Below are 15,930 nucleotides of genomic sequence, written 5' to 3' on the forward strand. Positions count from 1 at the left end.
CCGCTCAGCCGGCCCGCGCCCGCTCGCGCAGTACGTATTTCTGGATCTTGCCGGTCGAGGTCTTCGGCAACTCGCTGAACACGATGCGCTTCGGCGCCTTGAAATGGGCCATGTTCTGCCGGCAGAAGGCGATGATCTCCTCGGCCGTGGCCGTCATGTCCGGCCGCAGCACGACGAAGGCACACGGCACTTCGCCCCATTTCTCGTCCGGCGCGGCCACGACCGCCGCTTCCAGGACCGCCGGATGGCGATAGAGCACGGTCTCGATCTCGATCGTCGAGATGTTTTCCCCGCCGGAAATGATGATGTCCTTCGAGCGGTCCTTGAGCTCGATGTAGCCGTCGGGGTGCATCACGCCGAGATCGCCGGTCGCGAACCAGCCGCCGGCGAAGGATTTTTCCGTGGCGGCCGCATCCTTCAGGTAGCCCATCATCACGATGTTGCCGCGCAGGAACACCTCGCCCATCGTCGTCCCGTCCGCCGGCACCGGCGCGCGGGTGGCCGGATCGGCGACCATCGCCCCTTCCTCGACCGCATAGGTCACGCCCTGTCTTGCCCGCAGCGCCGCGCGCTCCGCCGCCGGGCGGCCGTTCCAGTCCTCCTGCCAGGCGCAATAGGTCACCGGGCCGTAGGTTTCGGTCAGCCCGTAGACATGGGTGAGATCGACACCGAGCCCTTCCATCGCCTCGATCACGGCGGCAGGCGGCGGCGCGCCGGCGGTCATCATCGCGACGCCGCGCCCGGCATAGACGGCACGCTGCGGTTCCGGCGCGTTGATCATCATGTTCATGATCACCGGTGCGCCGCAGAGATGTGTCACCCCATGCCGCTCCACGGCGGCGGCGATACTCGCCGCGTCGATCCGCCGCAGGCAGACATGCGTTCCGGCCAGCGCGGTGATGGTCCAGGGGAAGCACCAGCCGTTGCAGTGGAACATCGGCAGCGTCCAGAGATAGACCGGATGCTGGCGCATGTTCCAGGTGATGGCGTTGCCGAGCCCGTTCAGATAGGCGCCGCGATGATGATAGACGACGCCCTTGGGCTTGCCCGTGGTGCCCGAGGTGTAGTTGAGCGCGATGGCCGACCATTCGTCATCGGGGAAGCGCCAGTCGAAATCCGCCGTGCCGGTGGCGAGGAAATCCTCGTAGTCCATTGCTTGCCTATCCGGTTGACTCCCATACCTACTAGATCTAGTGTTGGGCATGGATGTCCTGGCCCGTGAAGACCTGCCGTTCCCGCAGTCTCTGCCGGAATTCCAGCGTATTTTCCCGAACGACGCGGCCTGTGCCGCCTATCTCGAAAGCGCCCGCTGGAATGGAGGGTTCGCCTGCCCAAGGTGCGGCGTCGTTGGCGAGCCGTTCCGTTTCGAGGCGCGCCCGGGCGTTCTGCGCTGCCGGGCCTGTCGCAAAGACGTAAGCCTGATGGCTGGGACCGTTATGGAACGCAGTCACACGCCGCTGTCGACTTGGTTCTGGGCGGCTTACTTGATCGCCAGCCAGACGCCCGGAATGTCGGCCGTCCAATTTCAGCGGCAACTCGGCCTGTCGCGCTACGAGACCGCCTTCGGCATCCTTCATAAGCTGCGCGCCGGGATGGTGCGCCCCGAGCGCGACAAGATTGGCGACACGCCGCAAGAACACGTCGAAGTGGATGAAACGTGGGTTGGAGGACGAACCCGAGGCGATGGACGGGGTGTCCATCACAAGGTTCTCGTCGCCTGTGCCGTGGAGGTGCGCCACCGGAAACCGGGAACCAAGCTCGACAATCGGAAAGACGGTCGCTACGCGGGACGCGTTCGTCTCGCTGTTGTCCCCGACCGTAGCGCCAATTCGCTCTGCGGATTCGTCGAAAACGCCGTTGCTCCCGGATCGCTGATCGTTACCGACGACTGGAGCGGCTATGCCGGTCTCGGAAGGCGCGGGTTCGACCACCATGCAATCGCCGAATGCGGCGACCCGGAGGTGGCAGAAGAATTCCTGCCGATCGTCCACTTGGTCTTTACCAACCTGAAGACCTGGATCAACGGCATCCATCACGGGGTCAGCGCCAAACATCTACAAGCCTACCTCAATGAATTCACGTTTCGGTTCAACCGGCGCCTCTATCCCTTCAACGCGTTCCGCTCGCTGCTCGGAATCGCGGGTAGGGCAGCCGCACCAACCTTTGACGAGCTTTATTCCGGGGAATGGACACACCCTACATTTAGTGGGTGTGGGTAACAACCGGATAGGCAAGGTCCATTGCTCCCAACCGGGCGCCGCCTGGGCCCTCGGGATCGTCGATATCGATCACCGGAGGAGCATTGTCACTGAGCTCGGCCAGGGCCGCGGCGATCACCGGGGCGAATTCGGTGTCGCTCAGCAGGAGTTTCGCCTCGCCGTGGCGCAGGATGTAGGCGATGGTCGGCGCATCCAGCCGGGTGTTCAGCGTGTTCAGCACCGCGCCCGCCATGGCGACGCCGAAATGCGCCTCGACCATTGCCGGTATGTTGGGCGCCATGACGGCGACGACGTCGCCCGGTCCGATTCCCCGTGCCGCCAGTGCCGCGCCCAGCCGCTTGCAGCGCTCGAAGGTTTCCGCCCAGGTGCGCCGGATCGAGCCGTGAACAATCGCCGTTCGCTCCGGCCAGACTTTCGCTGTCCGCGCGAGGAAGGAGAGTGGCGACAGCGCCTGGTAGTTCGCTTCCGTCTTCTCGAGGCCGGTGATGAAATCGGTCATGGTCGTGTCCTCGGCGTGGTGTGGCGTTTCGTTGCGGACAGGATACCAGCCGCCCCATGCTACCGCCATCCCGGCGGCGCGCGACGATGTGAACGAACGCGTCGCCTTCCGCGCTGGACTTCCGCGCGTCGCGCACCAAGATCCGCACCACGCGGCAATGACGCCCGCCGAAGCTGAATTCCGAGTTCGAGGAGTCGCGTTGATGAACCGCAAGATCCTGCCCCTTGCAGCTGCCGTGGTCGCATTGCCGGCCGTGGCGCTTGCCGCCTCGCCCGCCGCCGTGCCGGCGGAAATCGTTGTTGTTCCGGTTGCGATGGCGCCGGTGCCGTTCATGGCCGCGCCGGCGATCCCGGTGGCCCTGATTCGCCAGATGAACGAGATGCAGCGCGCGATGCAGGTTCAGATGGCGGCCCTTGAGCAGATGGCCGCCGCCCCGCTCGCCCCGACCCTGGCGATGGCCGGCCCTGCCGCCCTGCAGGGCGGCACCACACGCATCACCATGGTCAGTTCCGGCGGTCCCAGCGGCGTGTGCAGCGAGCAGATGGAGATCATGCCCGGAAACAACGGCCGGATGCACGTCTTCGTCCGCCGCAGCGCCGGATGCACGCCTCAGGCGGCGGCCCTTCCGGGTCCCCATGAAGGGCCGAAAGCCCTTCATCCCTCGGCCCACGCGCATCTGCCGCCGAATGCCCTGCCGCCGCCCTCGAAGATCATCGAGGCGGATTACGCCGTCCCCGGCCGGGCGCGCGCCGAAGGCTGAACCTTCAAGGTAGGATGAACCTTCAAGGTCCGGCGCTGCGCGGGCTGCCCTGCGCCGCCGGCCTTGCCGGATTGCCGGGAGCCGGATAGTAGGGATCGCCAAGGTCCGCAAACCGGCAAGGACGCACCATGGCTCCCAGCAATGAGACTTTTCTCCCGCGAGGCTCCGACCGCATCACGGAGGCTTATGCCTTCGACGATGTGCTCCTCGTTCCCGGCTATTCCTCGGTGCTCCCCGCCGCGGTCAACACCCGCACGCGGCTGACCCGCTCCATCTCGCTCAACATTCCCGTCATCTCCGCCGCGATGGACACCGTGACGGAGGCGCCGATGGCGATCGCCATGGCGCAGCAGGGCGGCATCGGCGTGGTGCACAAGAACCTCTCGATCGAGGATCAGGCGGACCAGGTGCGCCAGGTCAAGAAATTCGAGAGCGGCATGGTGGTCAACCCGCTCACCATCCACCCCGAGCAGACCCTGGCCGAGGCGCAGGCGCTGATGGCCCAGCATCGGATTTCCGGCGTTCCCGTGGTCGAGCGCGACACCAACCGCCTTGTCGGCATCCTTACCCATCGTGACGTCCGCTTCGCGACCGACCCGGCCGCCCGCGTGTATGAGCTGATGACGCGCGAAAACCTCGTCACCGCGCCGGCCAATGTCGCGCCCGAGGTCGCGCGGTCGCTGCTCCACAAGCACCGGATCGAGAAGCTGCTGGTGGTGGACGAAGACTATCGCTGCGTCGGCCTGATCACCGTGAAGGACATGGACAAGGCCGAGGCGCATCCCTTCGCCAACAAGGACGAACTCGGGCGCCTGCGCGTTGCCGCGGCGACCGGCGTCGGCGAGGACGGGGCGCGCCGCGCCGAGGCGCTGATCGCCGCGGGGGTGGATGTCGTGGTGGTGGATACCGCGCATGGCCATTCAGAGGGCGTGCTGCGCGCCGTAGCGCGCATCAAGGAGCGTTCGAACGCGGTGCAGATCGTCGCCGGCAACGTCGCGACGCCCGAGGCCGCCGCGGCGCTGATCAAGGCGGGTGCTGACGCGGTGAAGATCGGCATCGGCCCGGGCAGCATCTGCACCACCCGCGTGGTTGCCGGCGTCGGCGTGCCGCAGTTCTCGGCCGTGATGGAGACCGCCGCCGCCTGTCACGAAGCGGACGTGCCGGCGATCGCCGATGGCGGGATCCGCACCTCGGGCGACGTGGTCAAGGCGCTCGCCGCCGGGGCCGACTGCGTGATGATCGGCTCGCTCCTCGCCGGCACCGACGAGGCGCCCGGCGAGGTGTTTCTCTACCAGGGCCGGTCCTACAAGTCCTATCGCGGCATGGGCAGCCTGGGTGCGATGGCCCGCGGCTCGGCCGACCGCTATTTCCAGCAGGACATCAAGGACTCGCTGAAACTTGTGCCTGAGGGGATCGAGGGGCGCGTTGGCTACAAGGGCCCGATGGCCGGGGTGGTGCACCAGCTGGTCGGCGGGCTGCGCGCCGGCATGGGCTATACCGGTTGCGCCACCATCGCCGACCTGCAGACAAGGGCGCAATTCCGCCGCATCACCGGCGCCGGCCTCCGCGAGAGCCACGTTCATGACGTGGCGATCACCCGCGAGGCGCCGAATTACCGGCAGGACTGAGCCTTGACCCCCGCGGGCCGGCTGCAGGCGGCGATCGAGCTGCTCGGCACGATCGAGGCCGATCGCCGGCCGGCCGATGCCATCGCCAACGACTTCCTTCGCACGCGCCGCTTCATCGGCGGCGGTGACCGGCGCGAGATCGGCGAGATCGTCTGGTCGGTGCTGCGTGCCCGCCGCCGGCTCGGCTGGTGGCTGGAGCGGGTCGGCGCCGAGGCGACGCCGCGCCTGCTCATCGCCTCCCTGCGCGTGCTCACCGGCATGCCGGCGCCGCGCGTCGCCGGGCTGTTCGGCGTGATGCGGTTCGCCCCGCCGCCGCTCGAAGCTGCCGAGCGGCGCGCGCTCGACCGGCTCGACACCCATACGCTCGACCATCCGTCGATGCCCGAGGCGGTGCGGCTGGAAATGCCCGATTTCGTGCTGCCTTTGCTGCGCGAGCGCTTTGGCGACAAGCTCGAGTCGGAATGCGCGGCGCTGATGCAGCCCGCGCCGCTCGATCTGCGGGTCAACCTGCTCAAGGCCACGCGCGATGAGGCGCTCGCCGCCCTGGCCGCCGCCGGGCTGAAGGCCGAGCCAACGCGGCTCAGCCCCTGGGGCCTGCGCCTTCCTGGCCGTCAGAACGTCACTGTTGCGGCACCGTTTCGCGACGGGCTCGTGGAAATCCAGGACGAGGGCAGCCAGCTCGTCGCCCTGCTCGCCGGGGCGCAGCCGGGTATGCGCGTCGCCGATTACTGCGCTGGCGCTGGCGGCAAGACGCTGGCTCTGGCGATGACGATGGCCAACAAGGGCCACATCATTGCCTGCGACGTGTCCGCGCCGCGGCTCGATGGGGCGATCCGCCGGCTGCGCCGCGCCGGTGTGCACAATGCCGAGCGACACCTGCTCGAATCCGGCGACAAATGGGTGAAGCGGCAGGAGAAGAAATTCGACCGCGTGCTGGTCGACGCCCCCTGCACCGGCGCCGGCACCTGGCGCCGCAACCCCGATGCACGGCTGAAGCTGACCGAGACAGATCTCGCCGAACTCACCGCCAAGCAGGCGGCGATCCTGGATGCCGCGCAACGCCTGGTCAAACCCGGCGGCCGGCTGGTTTATGCCACCTGCTCGGTGCTGCGCCCGGAAAACGAGGCGCAGATCGAGAGTTTTCTCGCGCGGCATTCCGATTTCGCGATCGTCCCCGTCGCCGACGGCCTGCCGGCCTATCTGCATGGGGACATGCTGCGCCTGTCCCCCGCGCGCGACGGCACCGACGGGTTCTTCGCCTGCCGGATGGAGCGGCGCGGATGATCGCCATCCGCCGCGCCCGCACCGCGGATGCGCCGGGCATCGGCGCCGTCCATGTCGCGAGCTGGCGCAGCGCCTATGCGGGCGTATTACCGGAGCCGGTGCTCACCGGTCTCTCGGCGCCGGATCAGGCCGGCTATTACGACCGGGTGATCCGCAGCGGTGCGGTGGTGCATGTTGCGGTCGCTTCCGGCACCGATCTTTCCTCCGCCGTGGGCCGCGGCGAGGTCGTCGGCTTCGTCACCGGCCGCCGCCGCCGCCGCGCTCTCGCCGATGCCGAGATCGAAACGCTCTACGTCCTCGATGATTATCGCGAGCGCGGGCTCGGACGCGAGCTCCTCTCGGCTGCGATGGCCCATCTCGCCGGACGTGGCTGCGCCTCCGCGGTCCTCTGGGTGCTGGCGGACAATCCCGCCCGCTGGTTCTATGAGCGCATGGGCGGGCGCCGCGTTGCCGAAGGCAGCGTCGAGGTTGGCGGCGTCGACGTGCCGCAGATCGCCTATCGCTGGGACGGCATCGAGCGTTTCATCTGACGTCAGGTCTTCGCTCGCGGATGCGCCGCCTGCCAGACCGCCATCAACCGGTCGGCATCCACCGCTGTATAGCGCTGCGTGGTGGAGAGGCTGGCGTGGCCGAGCAGTTCCTGGATCGCCCTGAGGTCGGCGCCATTGGCCAGCAGATGTGTCGCGAAGGAATGCCGGAGCGCGTGCGGCGTGGCGTGTTCGGGAAGGCCGTTGAGCCGGCGGAAATCCCGCAGCCGCCGCTGGACCACGCCGGGATTGAGCCGCGCCCCGCGCGCACCGAGAAAGAGCGGCGCGTCCGGCGTGGGGGCGGGGTGGTGCCGCAGCCAGGAAGCGATCTCCCGTCGCAGCACCGGCAGCAGCGGCACGATCCGTTGCCGCCCGCCCTTGCCGCGCACCGAAAGCGGCGCGCCCTCCGGCGGCAGATCACCGATATTGAGCCCGAGCGCCTCGTGTATCCGCAGCCCGGCGCCGTAGAGCAGCGCCATCAGCGCGGTGTCGCGCGCCGCGAGCGCCGGGCTCGCCGCATCGTCGCCCAGGCTGTCCACCACGGCGGCGGCGTCCGGCGCGGTCAGCGCGCGGGGGAGGGGGCGGCGCGATTTTGGCGTGCGCAGCAGCCCCGGCGCCTCGTTGATCATGCCGTGACGCTGCCGCAGCCAGCGGAAAAAGCTGCGTACCGCGGAAAGTTTCTTCGCCCGTGTTGCGTTGCCGACGCCATCGCTCGCCGCCTTCGCCAGCCAGGCCCGGAAATCGGCGAGACTCAGCGCCGCGAGATCGGCGCCGGTTGGCTCGGCGCCGATATGCCGGGTGACGAAGCCGAGAAATTCCGCGAGATCGGCACCATAGGTCGATACCGTCAGCGCCGCGGCCCGCCGCTCCCCGGCGAGAAAGTCGAGAAATTCGACCCGCAGCGCCTGGGCGTCAGCCGCCGGGCCGCTTGGTCGCGAGCCCGACATTGACGATCCCGGATTTGCGCACGGTGTCCATCACCTGCATCAACCGCTGGTAGCGGATATCCTTGTCCCCGGCGATGACGACATCGACCTTCCTTTTCGCGGCCACGACCTGGCCGAGATAGGTCTGCAGCCCCGCCAGCGTGACCATCTGGTTCTTCACGTGCAGTTTGCCGGCAGCGTCGATCATCACCACCACCTGGGCCGGTTTCATCTCCTTCGCCGTCTGCGCGCCCGGCAGCTTCAGCGCGACGCCGGAATCGGGGATCATCTTGAGCACGATCATCACGAAGAACACGAGCAGGAACATCATGATGTCGATCATCGGCACGATTTCGAGCCGGGGGCGTTCGCGCTCCAGATGATCGCGTCTGCGGCGCATCGCTCAGACCCTGGCCATGCTGGCAGCGCGCCGCTTGGGCGGATCCTCCACCGCGTCGTCGCCGGCCAGCCCGCGCCCGTGCAGACGGTTGATCAGCACCACCTTGATGAGTTCGAGCTGCAGGACGATCTGGCGGCTGAGATTGTTGAAATAATTGACCAGATATACGGCGATGATCGCGATCAGCAGGCCCGCGCCGGTCGAGACCAGCGCATCGGCGATCCCGCCTGTCACCTTCGCCGGCCCTCCGTTGCTCGACAGCACGTCGAAGGCCTGGATCATGCCGATGATCGTGCCGAACAGCCCGAGCAACGGCGCGATCGTCACCGCGGTATCGAGAATCCACAGGCCCCGGGTGATCCGCGGCATGGCGTCCATGATCTCTTCCTCGAGGTGATTGTCGAGTTCGTCGGCGTTTTCCCCGCGCGAGGCCAGCGCGGTTGCGATCAGGTGGCCCTGCAGCGTGGCGCCGTTCGTCTCGGCGAGCTGGCGCAGCCCGGCCGGATTGCCATAACCCACGGCGCGCAGCGCGGCATGGATGCGCCGCCCGGCGCCGAGCGTGCGCTTGAGCAGCCAGAACCGTTCGAGCCCGACGACGAGTGTCACCAGCAGCAGAACCGGCATCACCGCCAGCAGACCACCCGTCATCATGACGAGGCGGACGATTTCATTCATGAGCTAAGCTCCTCGGTGTGTTCGGGCCCGCGCCAGCGCGCGGACGCGCCGGCAGCGATCAGTTCCTTCGTATAGTCGGATTTCGCACCGGCAAGTAAATCCCCCGCGACCCCGGCCTCGATGACGTGGCCTTCCCGCAGCACGAGCAGGCGGTCGGCCATGTGGAACACCGTCGCGATATCGTGGCTGATCAGGATGTAGGAGAGCCCCTCATCACTTGCGAGGTCTTTCAGCAGGTTGAGCAGCAGCGCCTGGGTCGACACATCGAGGCTCGACGTCGGTTCATCAAGCACGATGACATCCGGCGCCGCCGCCAGCGCGCGGGCGATCGCCACGCGCTGGGCCTCGCCGCCCGAGACCTGGCCGGGCAACAGGTCGAACAGGCGCGCGCCGAGCCCGACCCGGTCGAGCAACGCCGCGGCCTGCGCGCGTCTCTGGTGCTTGCGGACGCCAGCGAGGCGCAGCGGCTCGGCCACGATGTCGCCGATCCGCATACGCGGGTTCATCGACTCGCGCGGATCCTGGAATACCGCCTGGATACGCCGCCTTGCCGCGGCAAGCGCCTTGCCGCGCATCCTCTCGAGGTCGGCACCGCCGAGCCGCACCGTGCCTTCATGCGCCAGCATCTGCAGCACCGCGCGGCCGAGGCTCGACTTGCCCGATCCGCTCTCGCCAACCACGCCGAGGCATTCGCCCCTCCGCAGCGTAAAGGAAACCGGGGCGAGGGCGAGAAGTGGCGGCGGACGCCGGAAAGCGAAGTCCGATCGGCGGCGGTCATATTCGACGCGCAGTTCCGAAACCTCCAGAACCGGCTCGCCTGCCGCCTCCACCGGCCGGGCAACACGCGTCGGGTTCCGTTCCGGCACCGGCGACGGCTCACGGCCGCGACGGCAGGCGAAGGCGGTCCCGCCCAGCGTATCCGTCGCGGGAAACCCTGCCTCGCAGGCGGCCTCGCGCAGGATACAGCGCGGAGCGAACCGGCAACCCGGCGGAAATGCCGCCGGATCGGGCAGGGTGCCAGGAATGGTGACCAGCCGCGCCTGCTCAGGCCCCGGTACCGCACCGAGCAGGGCGCGTGTGTAGGGGTGGCGCGGCGTCGCGAACAGGTCGGCGGCGCGGCCCCATTCCACCGCCCGCCCGGCATAGAGCACGGTCACCCGCGCTGCATGCGCCTCGACGATCGAGAGATCGTGCGTGATGAACAGCACGCCCATGCCCCGTTCCCGGCACAGTCGCGTGATCAGCGCCAGGATCTGCCGTGCGACCAGCGCATCAAGCCCGGTGGTCGGCTCGTCGGCGATCAGGAGCCTCGGACCACAGGCCAGCGCCATCGCGATCATCACCCGCTGCCGCATCCCGCCCGAAAACTGGTGCGGGAAATCGTCCAGCCGCTCGGCGCCGCGCGGAATCCCGACCTCGTCGAAGAGCGCCCGCGCCTGCGCCCGCGCGGCATCCGGCCCGGCGCCGGTATGAAGGCGGTAGACTTCCTCGACCTGCCTGCCCACCCGCATCGCCGGGTTGAGGGCGGCGAGCGGATTCTGGAACACCATCCCGATCTCGCCGCCGCGCACCCGCCGCATTTTTTCCCGCGGAAGTGTCAGCAGATCGGTGCCGGCCAGCAGGACCCGCCCGGTAGCTTCCGCCCGGCGCGGCAGCAGGCCGATCATGCCGAGTGCGGCGATCGTCTTGCCCGAGCCGCTCTCGCCGACCAGCGCGGTCATTTCGCCCGCCGCGACCGAGAGGCTCAGTCCCTCCAGCAGCGCGAGGCGGGTGCCGTCGCGCCGGCGCAGCGTGACCGAAAGCCGGTCGAGGTCCAGCACGGGGCTCACCGCCCGGTGTCCTGCCGCGCGAGCAGCCCCTGGCCAATCAGGTTGGTGGCGAGGATCGAGAGAAGGATCATCAGTCCCGGCGGCAGGATCATCCACCATGGATCGAGCGCGATCAGGTTCAGTCCGGATTCCAGCAGTCCGCCCCAGCTTGCCATCGGCGGCTGCACGCCGAGACCGAGAAAGCTGAGGCCCGAGAGCGCGAGGATCTGGTCGCCCACCAGAAACGTGCCGTTCACGGCGAGGATCGGCGCGATCACCCGCAGGATGTGCACCCGCGCGATGTAGGCGGAACCGCCGCCGAACTGCCGGGCCGCAAGGATGAAATCGCGCCCGCGCTGCGCGATCGCCTCGTTGCGCACGAGCCGCGCGAGCCCCGGCCATGCCGTGAGGCCCAGCAGCAGGATCAGCGTGAAGGTGCCCGGCGTGAACAGGGCGGCGAAGAAGATCAGGATCACGAGGCCCGGCAGCGCCAGCACGGCGTCGAGCAGGCGCATCAGCGTGGCATCCAGCCAGCGCGGCCCGAGGGCGGCCGCCAGCCCGTAGGCGATGCCGAGGAGAAACCCGAGCATCGACGCCGGCAGTGCGACGATCAGCGTCGCCCGCCCGCCCGCGATCAGCCGGGCCAGCAGGTCGCGGCCGATCTGGTCGGTGCCGAGCGGGAATGCGCGCGTCGGCGCCATCAGCGTGTGGTGGCCGTGGATCGCATAGGGGCTGGCGTGCCAGGCGAGGCCGCCAAACAGGCTGAAACCGCAGATCGCGAGCGCGAGCGCCGCGCCGCCCGCGAGTGTCCCACGGGCACCGACCCATGCGGCCAGCCGCGCCGAAACCGGGCGGGGCAGGGCGCCCTTCGTTGCGCTCATTCGAAGCGCTCCCGCGGATCGAGCCAGCCATTGACCAGGTCGGCGAGCAGGTTGCCGATCACCGTCAGCACGCCGATCAGCAACACGATCGCGGAAATCACCGGATAATCCTGCGACAATGCCGATCGCCACAGCAGGAAGCCGAGCCCCGGATAGTCGAACACGGTCTCGACCAGCACCGAGCCCGCGAAGATGTAGGGAAAGGACAGGCCGAGAATCGTTACCAGCGGTCGCAGCGCGTTGCGCAAGACGTGCCGGCGCAGCACGGCGCCAAACCCGAGCCCCTTGGCCAGCGCCGTGCGCACGTAGTCCTTGCCGAGTTCCTCATGCACCGCCGCGCCGAAATAGCGCGACAGCCCGGCGGTTCCCAGCAGCCCGACGGTGACCACCGGCAGGATCAGATGTCGGGCGTAATCGGCCACTCCCGGTGCGGCGTGCCGGATATCGGCAATGCCGCCTGCCGGAAGCCAGCGCCATTTCACCGCGACATAGAGGATCAGGATCGTGCCGGCGAAGAACACCGGCATGGCGTAGAGAACGAGCTGCGCCGCACCGATCAGCCGCGCCGGCCACTGGCCCCAGAAGGCCCCCTGCACCAACCCGATGGCGATCGAAAGCAGCACCGAAAGGGTGATGGCGCCGAGATAGAGGGCGAGGGTGTTCGCCGCGTATGCCGCGATCAGGCCGGCCACCGGCCGGTTCAGCAGATAGGAATAGCCGAGCCGCCCTTCGAGAAGATGCGCCCACCAGACCAGATACTGCTTCCACAACGGCGCCGAGAGGCCGAGCCGGACATTGAGCTGGCGCACCGCCTCCGGCGTCGCCTTCTGGCCGAGGATGGAATAGGCCGGGCCGCCGGGCGTCGCATGCACCATGAAGAACACGATCGTCACCAGCAGCACGAGCGTCAGCGCCGAAGCGGCGAGGCGCGAAAGGATCACCCGCCTCACCGGCGCCCACCACACGCGCCCGGCGCCCAGTGCAGGTATTGCGGTGACCACGCGCCGGTCGGGCTGAGGAACTTCCGCACGCCCTCGAGCCCGTTGCGCACCAGCACCACGCTGCCAGGCTCGGGCAGGAAAATTTCCGGCTGCTGTGCCGCCGCATAATCCTGATAGGCGTAGAGTGGTTCCAGGCCCGGCTTCGTCTGCACATCCTTCAGCAGCGCGTCCATCCGCGCGTCGCTGTAGCCGGACTGGTTGAACGCGCCATCGCTTGCAAGCTGGGCGGAATCGTCGGGGTAGACGCCGAGCGCCCAGCCGAACTGCATCGCCTCCCATTGAAGTGGCTTGTAGCTGAGCACCAGCATCTGGCTGAACGTGACCTCGCGGATCGTCATCGCGATGCCGACGGCGCGCAGATCCGCCTGGATCAGCTCGGCGCCGAGCTGGCCGGTCACGTTGCCGGAGGGAATCACGTCGGTGAAGGCAAGACGCTTGCCGTCCTTCATCCTGATGCCGTCCGGTCCCGGTTTCCAGCCCGCGGCGGCGAGCAGGGCCTTCGCCTTTGCCGTGTCATAACCCACGGGATATTTCCCGGCCTTCGCCGCGGGCGAGAGAAAGGTCGGCGGGTCCACCGGCACCGGCCCGTGTTGCGGCTTCGTTGTCCCGTGCAGGAGCAGGCGGATGATTCGCTTCTGGTCGATTGCGTCGGCAATCGCCTGGCGCACCCGCACATCGCGGAAGAAGGCGACTTTCGGGTTGCGATAGCTCAGTTCCATGTAGTCGAAGCCGAAATTTGGCGGCAGTCGCAGCTCCCGCGCGTCGGGCAGCTTCCGCTGCGCCCGCCACAGCGAGAAGGGCAGGTTGCCGGCATCGAGCGTGCCGGTGCGCAACCCCTCGAACACCGCGCCGTCCGAATTCAGGAAGACCATGATGAACCGACGGATGTCCGGCTTGTGGCCCTGATAGGTCGGGTTGGGCACGAAACTGATGTAGCGGCCCATGACGTAGCGGCCGATCCGGAAGGGGCCGTCCACCACCCGGAAGAACGAGGGCGTCGATTGCAGCCGCCACATCTGGTTGACGGAATAGCGGGTCCAGGCATGGGCGGGAAACGGGGTCAGCTGGCTGAGGCCGGTCAGTTCGAACCAGGTCGGGTTCACGCTCCGCTTCAGCACCACCCGGAAGCGGTGCGGCCCGAGCACGTTGAGCGACTTCACCAGCCCCGGCATGCCGCCCTGGCCGTAGCCGGTATAGGTTTTCCCGAGCTTGCGGATCAGGTCGAAGGTGAATTTCACGTCCTCCGCCGTCACCGGTACGCCGTCCGACCAGGTGCGAGGCTTCATCGTCACGGTGAAGGTGGTCTTGTCATTGGAGACCTCGATCGCCGATGCGATGCTGCGCGACCAGGTGATGGTGTGGTTGCGGCTGATCCAGAGCAGCCCGTCATAGAGCAGGCCGGCGGCTTCGGCATCGTAGGCGGAGCCGATCAGGAACGGGTTGAGTGAATCGACGCTCGCCGGCGGCGTGCCGAGCCCGAGCCCCGGCGGCACCACCACCGTGTCGCAGCGTCCCGCGCTGAAGCTCGGCCCTGCCGCGACCATGGCCAGAATCACCGCCGCCAGCAGGCGCGATCGCATCAGGACTGAACCGCGCCGCATCGGCTCAGCCGGTCTGGATTGTCACTCCCCGACCCTGATCTCGATCGGCACCGCGAAGGTCTTGTCCTCCGTGCCGGGGAAGGGCGGGAAGCGGTGGTGCCGGACGGCATCCAGCGCCGCGCGGTCGATCAGTGGGTTGCCGCTGCTGCGGTAGACCTGCGCCGAAAGCAGCTTTCCGTTCGGCGCCAGGGTGAACTCGATGAATGCCGTGCCATTCACGCCGAGCATGCGCATTGTCTGCGTCACATGCACTTCGCGCTGCAGCGGCCCGCGAAGTCCGGCGGCGTATTGCGCGAAATCGAAGGCCGGTTGCGGCGGTGGCCTCTTTGCCCTGGGTGGCGGCGGCGCCGGATGCGGCACCGGGCGATGGACCGGCTGCGGCTTGGGCCGCGGGTGCGGTGGCGGTGGCGGATGGTGCACCACGTTCGGCAGCGGCTTGGGCGGCGGCATGGGTGAGGGTGCGGGCGGCGGTGGCAGCGGTTTCGGCTGCGGCGGCGGCGGAACCGGCGGGGGAGGCACGGGTAGCGGCGGTGGCGGCGGCTGCACCGGCTGCGGTGGCAAGGGCAGGGGGGGCGCGAGCCGGACCAGATGCACGGTGGTGGCGGGCGCCAGCGGTGTGCGGTAGCGCGGCAGATGGCGCGCGGCGTAGAACGCCGCGGCGGCGATCAGCCCGACAATCACCAGCCCCGCCGCCGTCGCCCGCGGCAGGCCCAGCTCGTCCGGCTGCCAGGGCGGAATGGCGCCGTTCGCGGTCGCCCCCTCCGTCCTCATGCGTGGCTCCGGCGCTGATCGGTCTCGTCCGTCACGTCCTTGTCTTCAGGGGCGGGCTCTCGGCTGTCAAGGCGCCGCGCCGGCCTCGATCCGGCGGCCGAGCCGCCCGGCGAGATCGCAGATGAACTGCCAGGCCACCCGCCCCGACCGGGCGCCGCGCGTCACCGACCATTCCACGGCCTCCGCATGGAGGGTTTCGGCGTCGACATCGAGGGCGAACGCTTTCGCATAGCCCTCGATCATGGCGAAGAAGGTCTGCTGATCACAATTGTGAAACCCGAGCCAGATGCCGAAGCGATCCGACAGCGATACTTTTTCCTCCGTCGCCTCCGAGGCGTGGATCGCGGTGCTGCGTTCGTTCTCGATCATGTCACGCGGCATCAGGTGCCGACGGTTCGAGGTCGCGTAGAACAGCACGTTGTCCGGCCGGCCCTTGATGCCGCCATCGAGCACCGATTTGAGTGCCTTGTAGTCGGCATCCTCGCGCTCGAAGCTGAGATCGTCGCACAGGATCAGGCACTGGCGGGGCTGGCCGCGCAGGATGTCGAGCAGCGCCGGCAGGGTGGCGATGTCCTCGCGATGGATCTCGATCAGCGCGAGGCTGCCGGGAAACGCCCGGTTCGCCGCCGCATGCGCCGCTTTCACCAGCGAGGACTTGCCCATCCCGCGCGCGCCCCAGAGCATGGCGTTGTTGGCCGGCAGGCCGCGGGCGAAGCGCAGCGTGTTCTCGGTCAGGATGTCCTTCTGCCGCTCCACGCCCTGCAGCAGCCCGATCGGCACGCGCGAGACCTGATCCACCGGCTCCAGCGCCGCGCGCTCGGGATGCCAGACATAGGCATCGTGCGCGCTCACCTCGGCCGGCAGCGGCGGCGGCGGGGCGAGGCGGTCGAGCGCATCGGCGATGCGGGCGAGCAGGTCGTATGTCGGCTGGTCCATGACGTCTCCTCAGG

General features: G+C 68.4%; 16 protein-coding genes. 5 read left to right on the top strand and 11 right to left on the bottom strand.

Features of this window, described 5'->3' with window-relative positions; genetic code table 11:
• Nucleotides 1–4: 4 nt before the first annotated feature.
• A complete protein-coding gene (locus tag ACMV_RS03490; RefSeq protein WP_081479221.1) occupies nt 5–1,204 on the bottom strand; it encodes an AMP-binding protein in 1,200 nt (399 codons plus the stop codon).
• Between ACMV_RS03490 and ACMV_RS19620 the strand changes: the two genes are divergently transcribed.
• Nucleotides 1,203–2,219, top strand: coding sequence for an IS1595-like element ISAcr1 family transposase (locus ACMV_RS19620; protein ID WP_007421341.1), 1,017 nt, complete (start codon nt 1,203–1,205; stop codon nt 2,217–2,219). The two genes, ACMV_RS03490 and ACMV_RS19620, sit on opposite strands and share 2 nt — an antisense overlap.
• Here ACMV_RS19620 and ACMV_RS19625 read toward each other — a convergent pair.
• Nucleotides 2,203–2,718 (bottom strand): AMP-binding protein, encoded by a 516-nt coding sequence (locus tag ACMV_RS19625; protein WP_041664635.1) that lies wholly within the window; start codon nt 2,716–2,718, stop codon nt 2,203–2,205. The two genes, ACMV_RS19620 and ACMV_RS19625, sit on opposite strands and share 17 nt — an antisense overlap.
• A 202-nt stretch (nt 2,719–2,920) precedes the next feature.
• Between ACMV_RS19625 and ACMV_RS19630 the strand changes: the two genes are divergently transcribed.
• The 4 genes from ACMV_RS19630 to ACMV_RS03520 all read left to right on the top strand — a co-directional run bounded on the left by ACMV_RS19630 (nt 2,921) and on the right by ACMV_RS03520 (nt 6,920).
• On the top strand, nt 2,921–3,478 hold the full coding sequence (locus tag ACMV_RS19630; RefSeq protein WP_013639565.1) for a hypothetical protein: 558 nt from the start codon (nt 2,921–2,923) through the stop codon (nt 3,476–3,478).
• 128 nt (nt 3,479–3,606) lie between these two features.
• Entirely contained in the window at nt 3,607–5,106 is a 1,500-nt protein-coding gene (guaB, locus tag ACMV_RS03510; RefSeq protein ID WP_013639566.1) for an IMP dehydrogenase, read from the top strand.
• A 3-nt stretch (nt 5,107–5,109) separates the two neighbouring features.
• Complete coding sequence (locus tag ACMV_RS03515) at nt 5,110–6,390, top strand: RsmB/NOP family class I SAM-dependent RNA methyltransferase (RefSeq protein ID WP_013639567.1); 1,281 nt, start codon at nt 5,110–5,112, stop codon at nt 6,388–6,390.
• Complete coding sequence (locus ACMV_RS03520) at nt 6,387–6,920, top strand: GNAT family N-acetyltransferase (RefSeq protein ID WP_007424781.1); 534 nt, start codon at nt 6,387–6,389, stop codon at nt 6,918–6,920. The genes ACMV_RS03515 and ACMV_RS03520 overlap by 4 nt, the downstream gene beginning before the upstream one ends.
• Before the next feature lie 2 nt (nt 6,921–6,922).
• Here the strand turns inward: ACMV_RS03520 and ACMV_RS03525 are convergent, their stop codons facing one another.
• The 9 genes from ACMV_RS03525 to ACMV_RS03565 all read right to left on the bottom strand — a co-directional run bounded on the left by ACMV_RS03525 (nt 6,923) and on the right by ACMV_RS03565 (nt 15,916).
• On the bottom strand, nt 6,923–7,864 hold the full coding sequence (locus ACMV_RS03525; protein WP_013639568.1) for a tyrosine recombinase XerC: 942 nt from the start codon (nt 7,862–7,864) through the stop codon (nt 6,923–6,925).
• Nucleotides 7,830–8,243, bottom strand: a complete 414-nt coding sequence (locus tag ACMV_RS03530) for an ExbD/TolR family protein (protein WP_013639569.1) — start codon at nt 8,241–8,243, stop codon at nt 7,830–7,832. Before ACMV_RS03530 ends, ACMV_RS03525 begins: the two co-directional genes overlap by 35 nt.
• 3 nt (nt 8,244–8,246) lie before the next feature.
• Complete coding sequence (locus ACMV_RS03535) at nt 8,247–8,918, bottom strand: MotA/TolQ/ExbB proton channel family protein (RefSeq protein WP_013639570.1); 672 nt, start codon at nt 8,916–8,918, stop codon at nt 8,247–8,249.
• Complete coding sequence (locus ACMV_RS03540) at nt 8,915–10,747, bottom strand: ABC transporter ATP-binding protein (RefSeq protein ID WP_231844480.1); 1,833 nt, start codon at nt 10,745–10,747, stop codon at nt 8,915–8,917. The genes ACMV_RS03535 and ACMV_RS03540 overlap by 4 nt, the downstream gene beginning before the upstream one ends.
• A complete protein-coding gene (locus ACMV_RS03545) occupies nt 10,744–11,607 on the bottom strand; it encodes an ABC transporter permease (protein ID WP_013639572.1) in 864 nt (287 codons plus the stop codon). The genes ACMV_RS03540 and ACMV_RS03545 overlap by 4 nt, the downstream gene beginning before the upstream one ends.
• Nucleotides 11,604–12,548, bottom strand: a complete 945-nt coding sequence (locus ACMV_RS03550) for an ABC transporter permease (protein WP_013639573.1) — start codon at nt 12,546–12,548, stop codon at nt 11,604–11,606. Before ACMV_RS03550 ends, ACMV_RS03545 begins: the two co-directional genes overlap by 4 nt.
• 5 nt (nt 12,549–12,553) lie before the next feature.
• Nucleotides 12,554–14,188, bottom strand: coding sequence for a peptide ABC transporter substrate-binding protein (locus tag ACMV_RS03555; protein WP_013639574.1), 1,635 nt, complete (start codon nt 14,186–14,188; stop codon nt 12,554–12,556).
• Between the two features lie 42 nt (nt 14,189–14,230).
• The gene (locus ACMV_RS03560; RefSeq protein WP_011942057.1) at nt 14,231–14,980 is read right to left on the bottom strand and encodes an energy transducer TonB; all 750 of its coding nucleotides are present in this window, start codon (nt 14,978–14,980) and stop codon (nt 14,231–14,233) included.
• A gap of 66 nt (nt 14,981–15,046) precedes the next feature.
• A complete protein-coding gene (locus ACMV_RS03565) occupies nt 15,047–15,916 on the bottom strand; it encodes an ATP-binding protein (protein ID WP_013639575.1) in 870 nt (289 codons plus the stop codon).
• Nucleotides 15,917–15,930: the final 14 nt, after the last annotated feature.

It is taken from the genome of Acidiphilium multivorum AIU301 (assembly GCF_000202835.1).
In the GTDB taxonomy this organism is placed as follows: domain Bacteria; phylum Pseudomonadota; class Alphaproteobacteria; order Acetobacterales; family Acetobacteraceae; genus Acidiphilium; species Acidiphilium multivorum.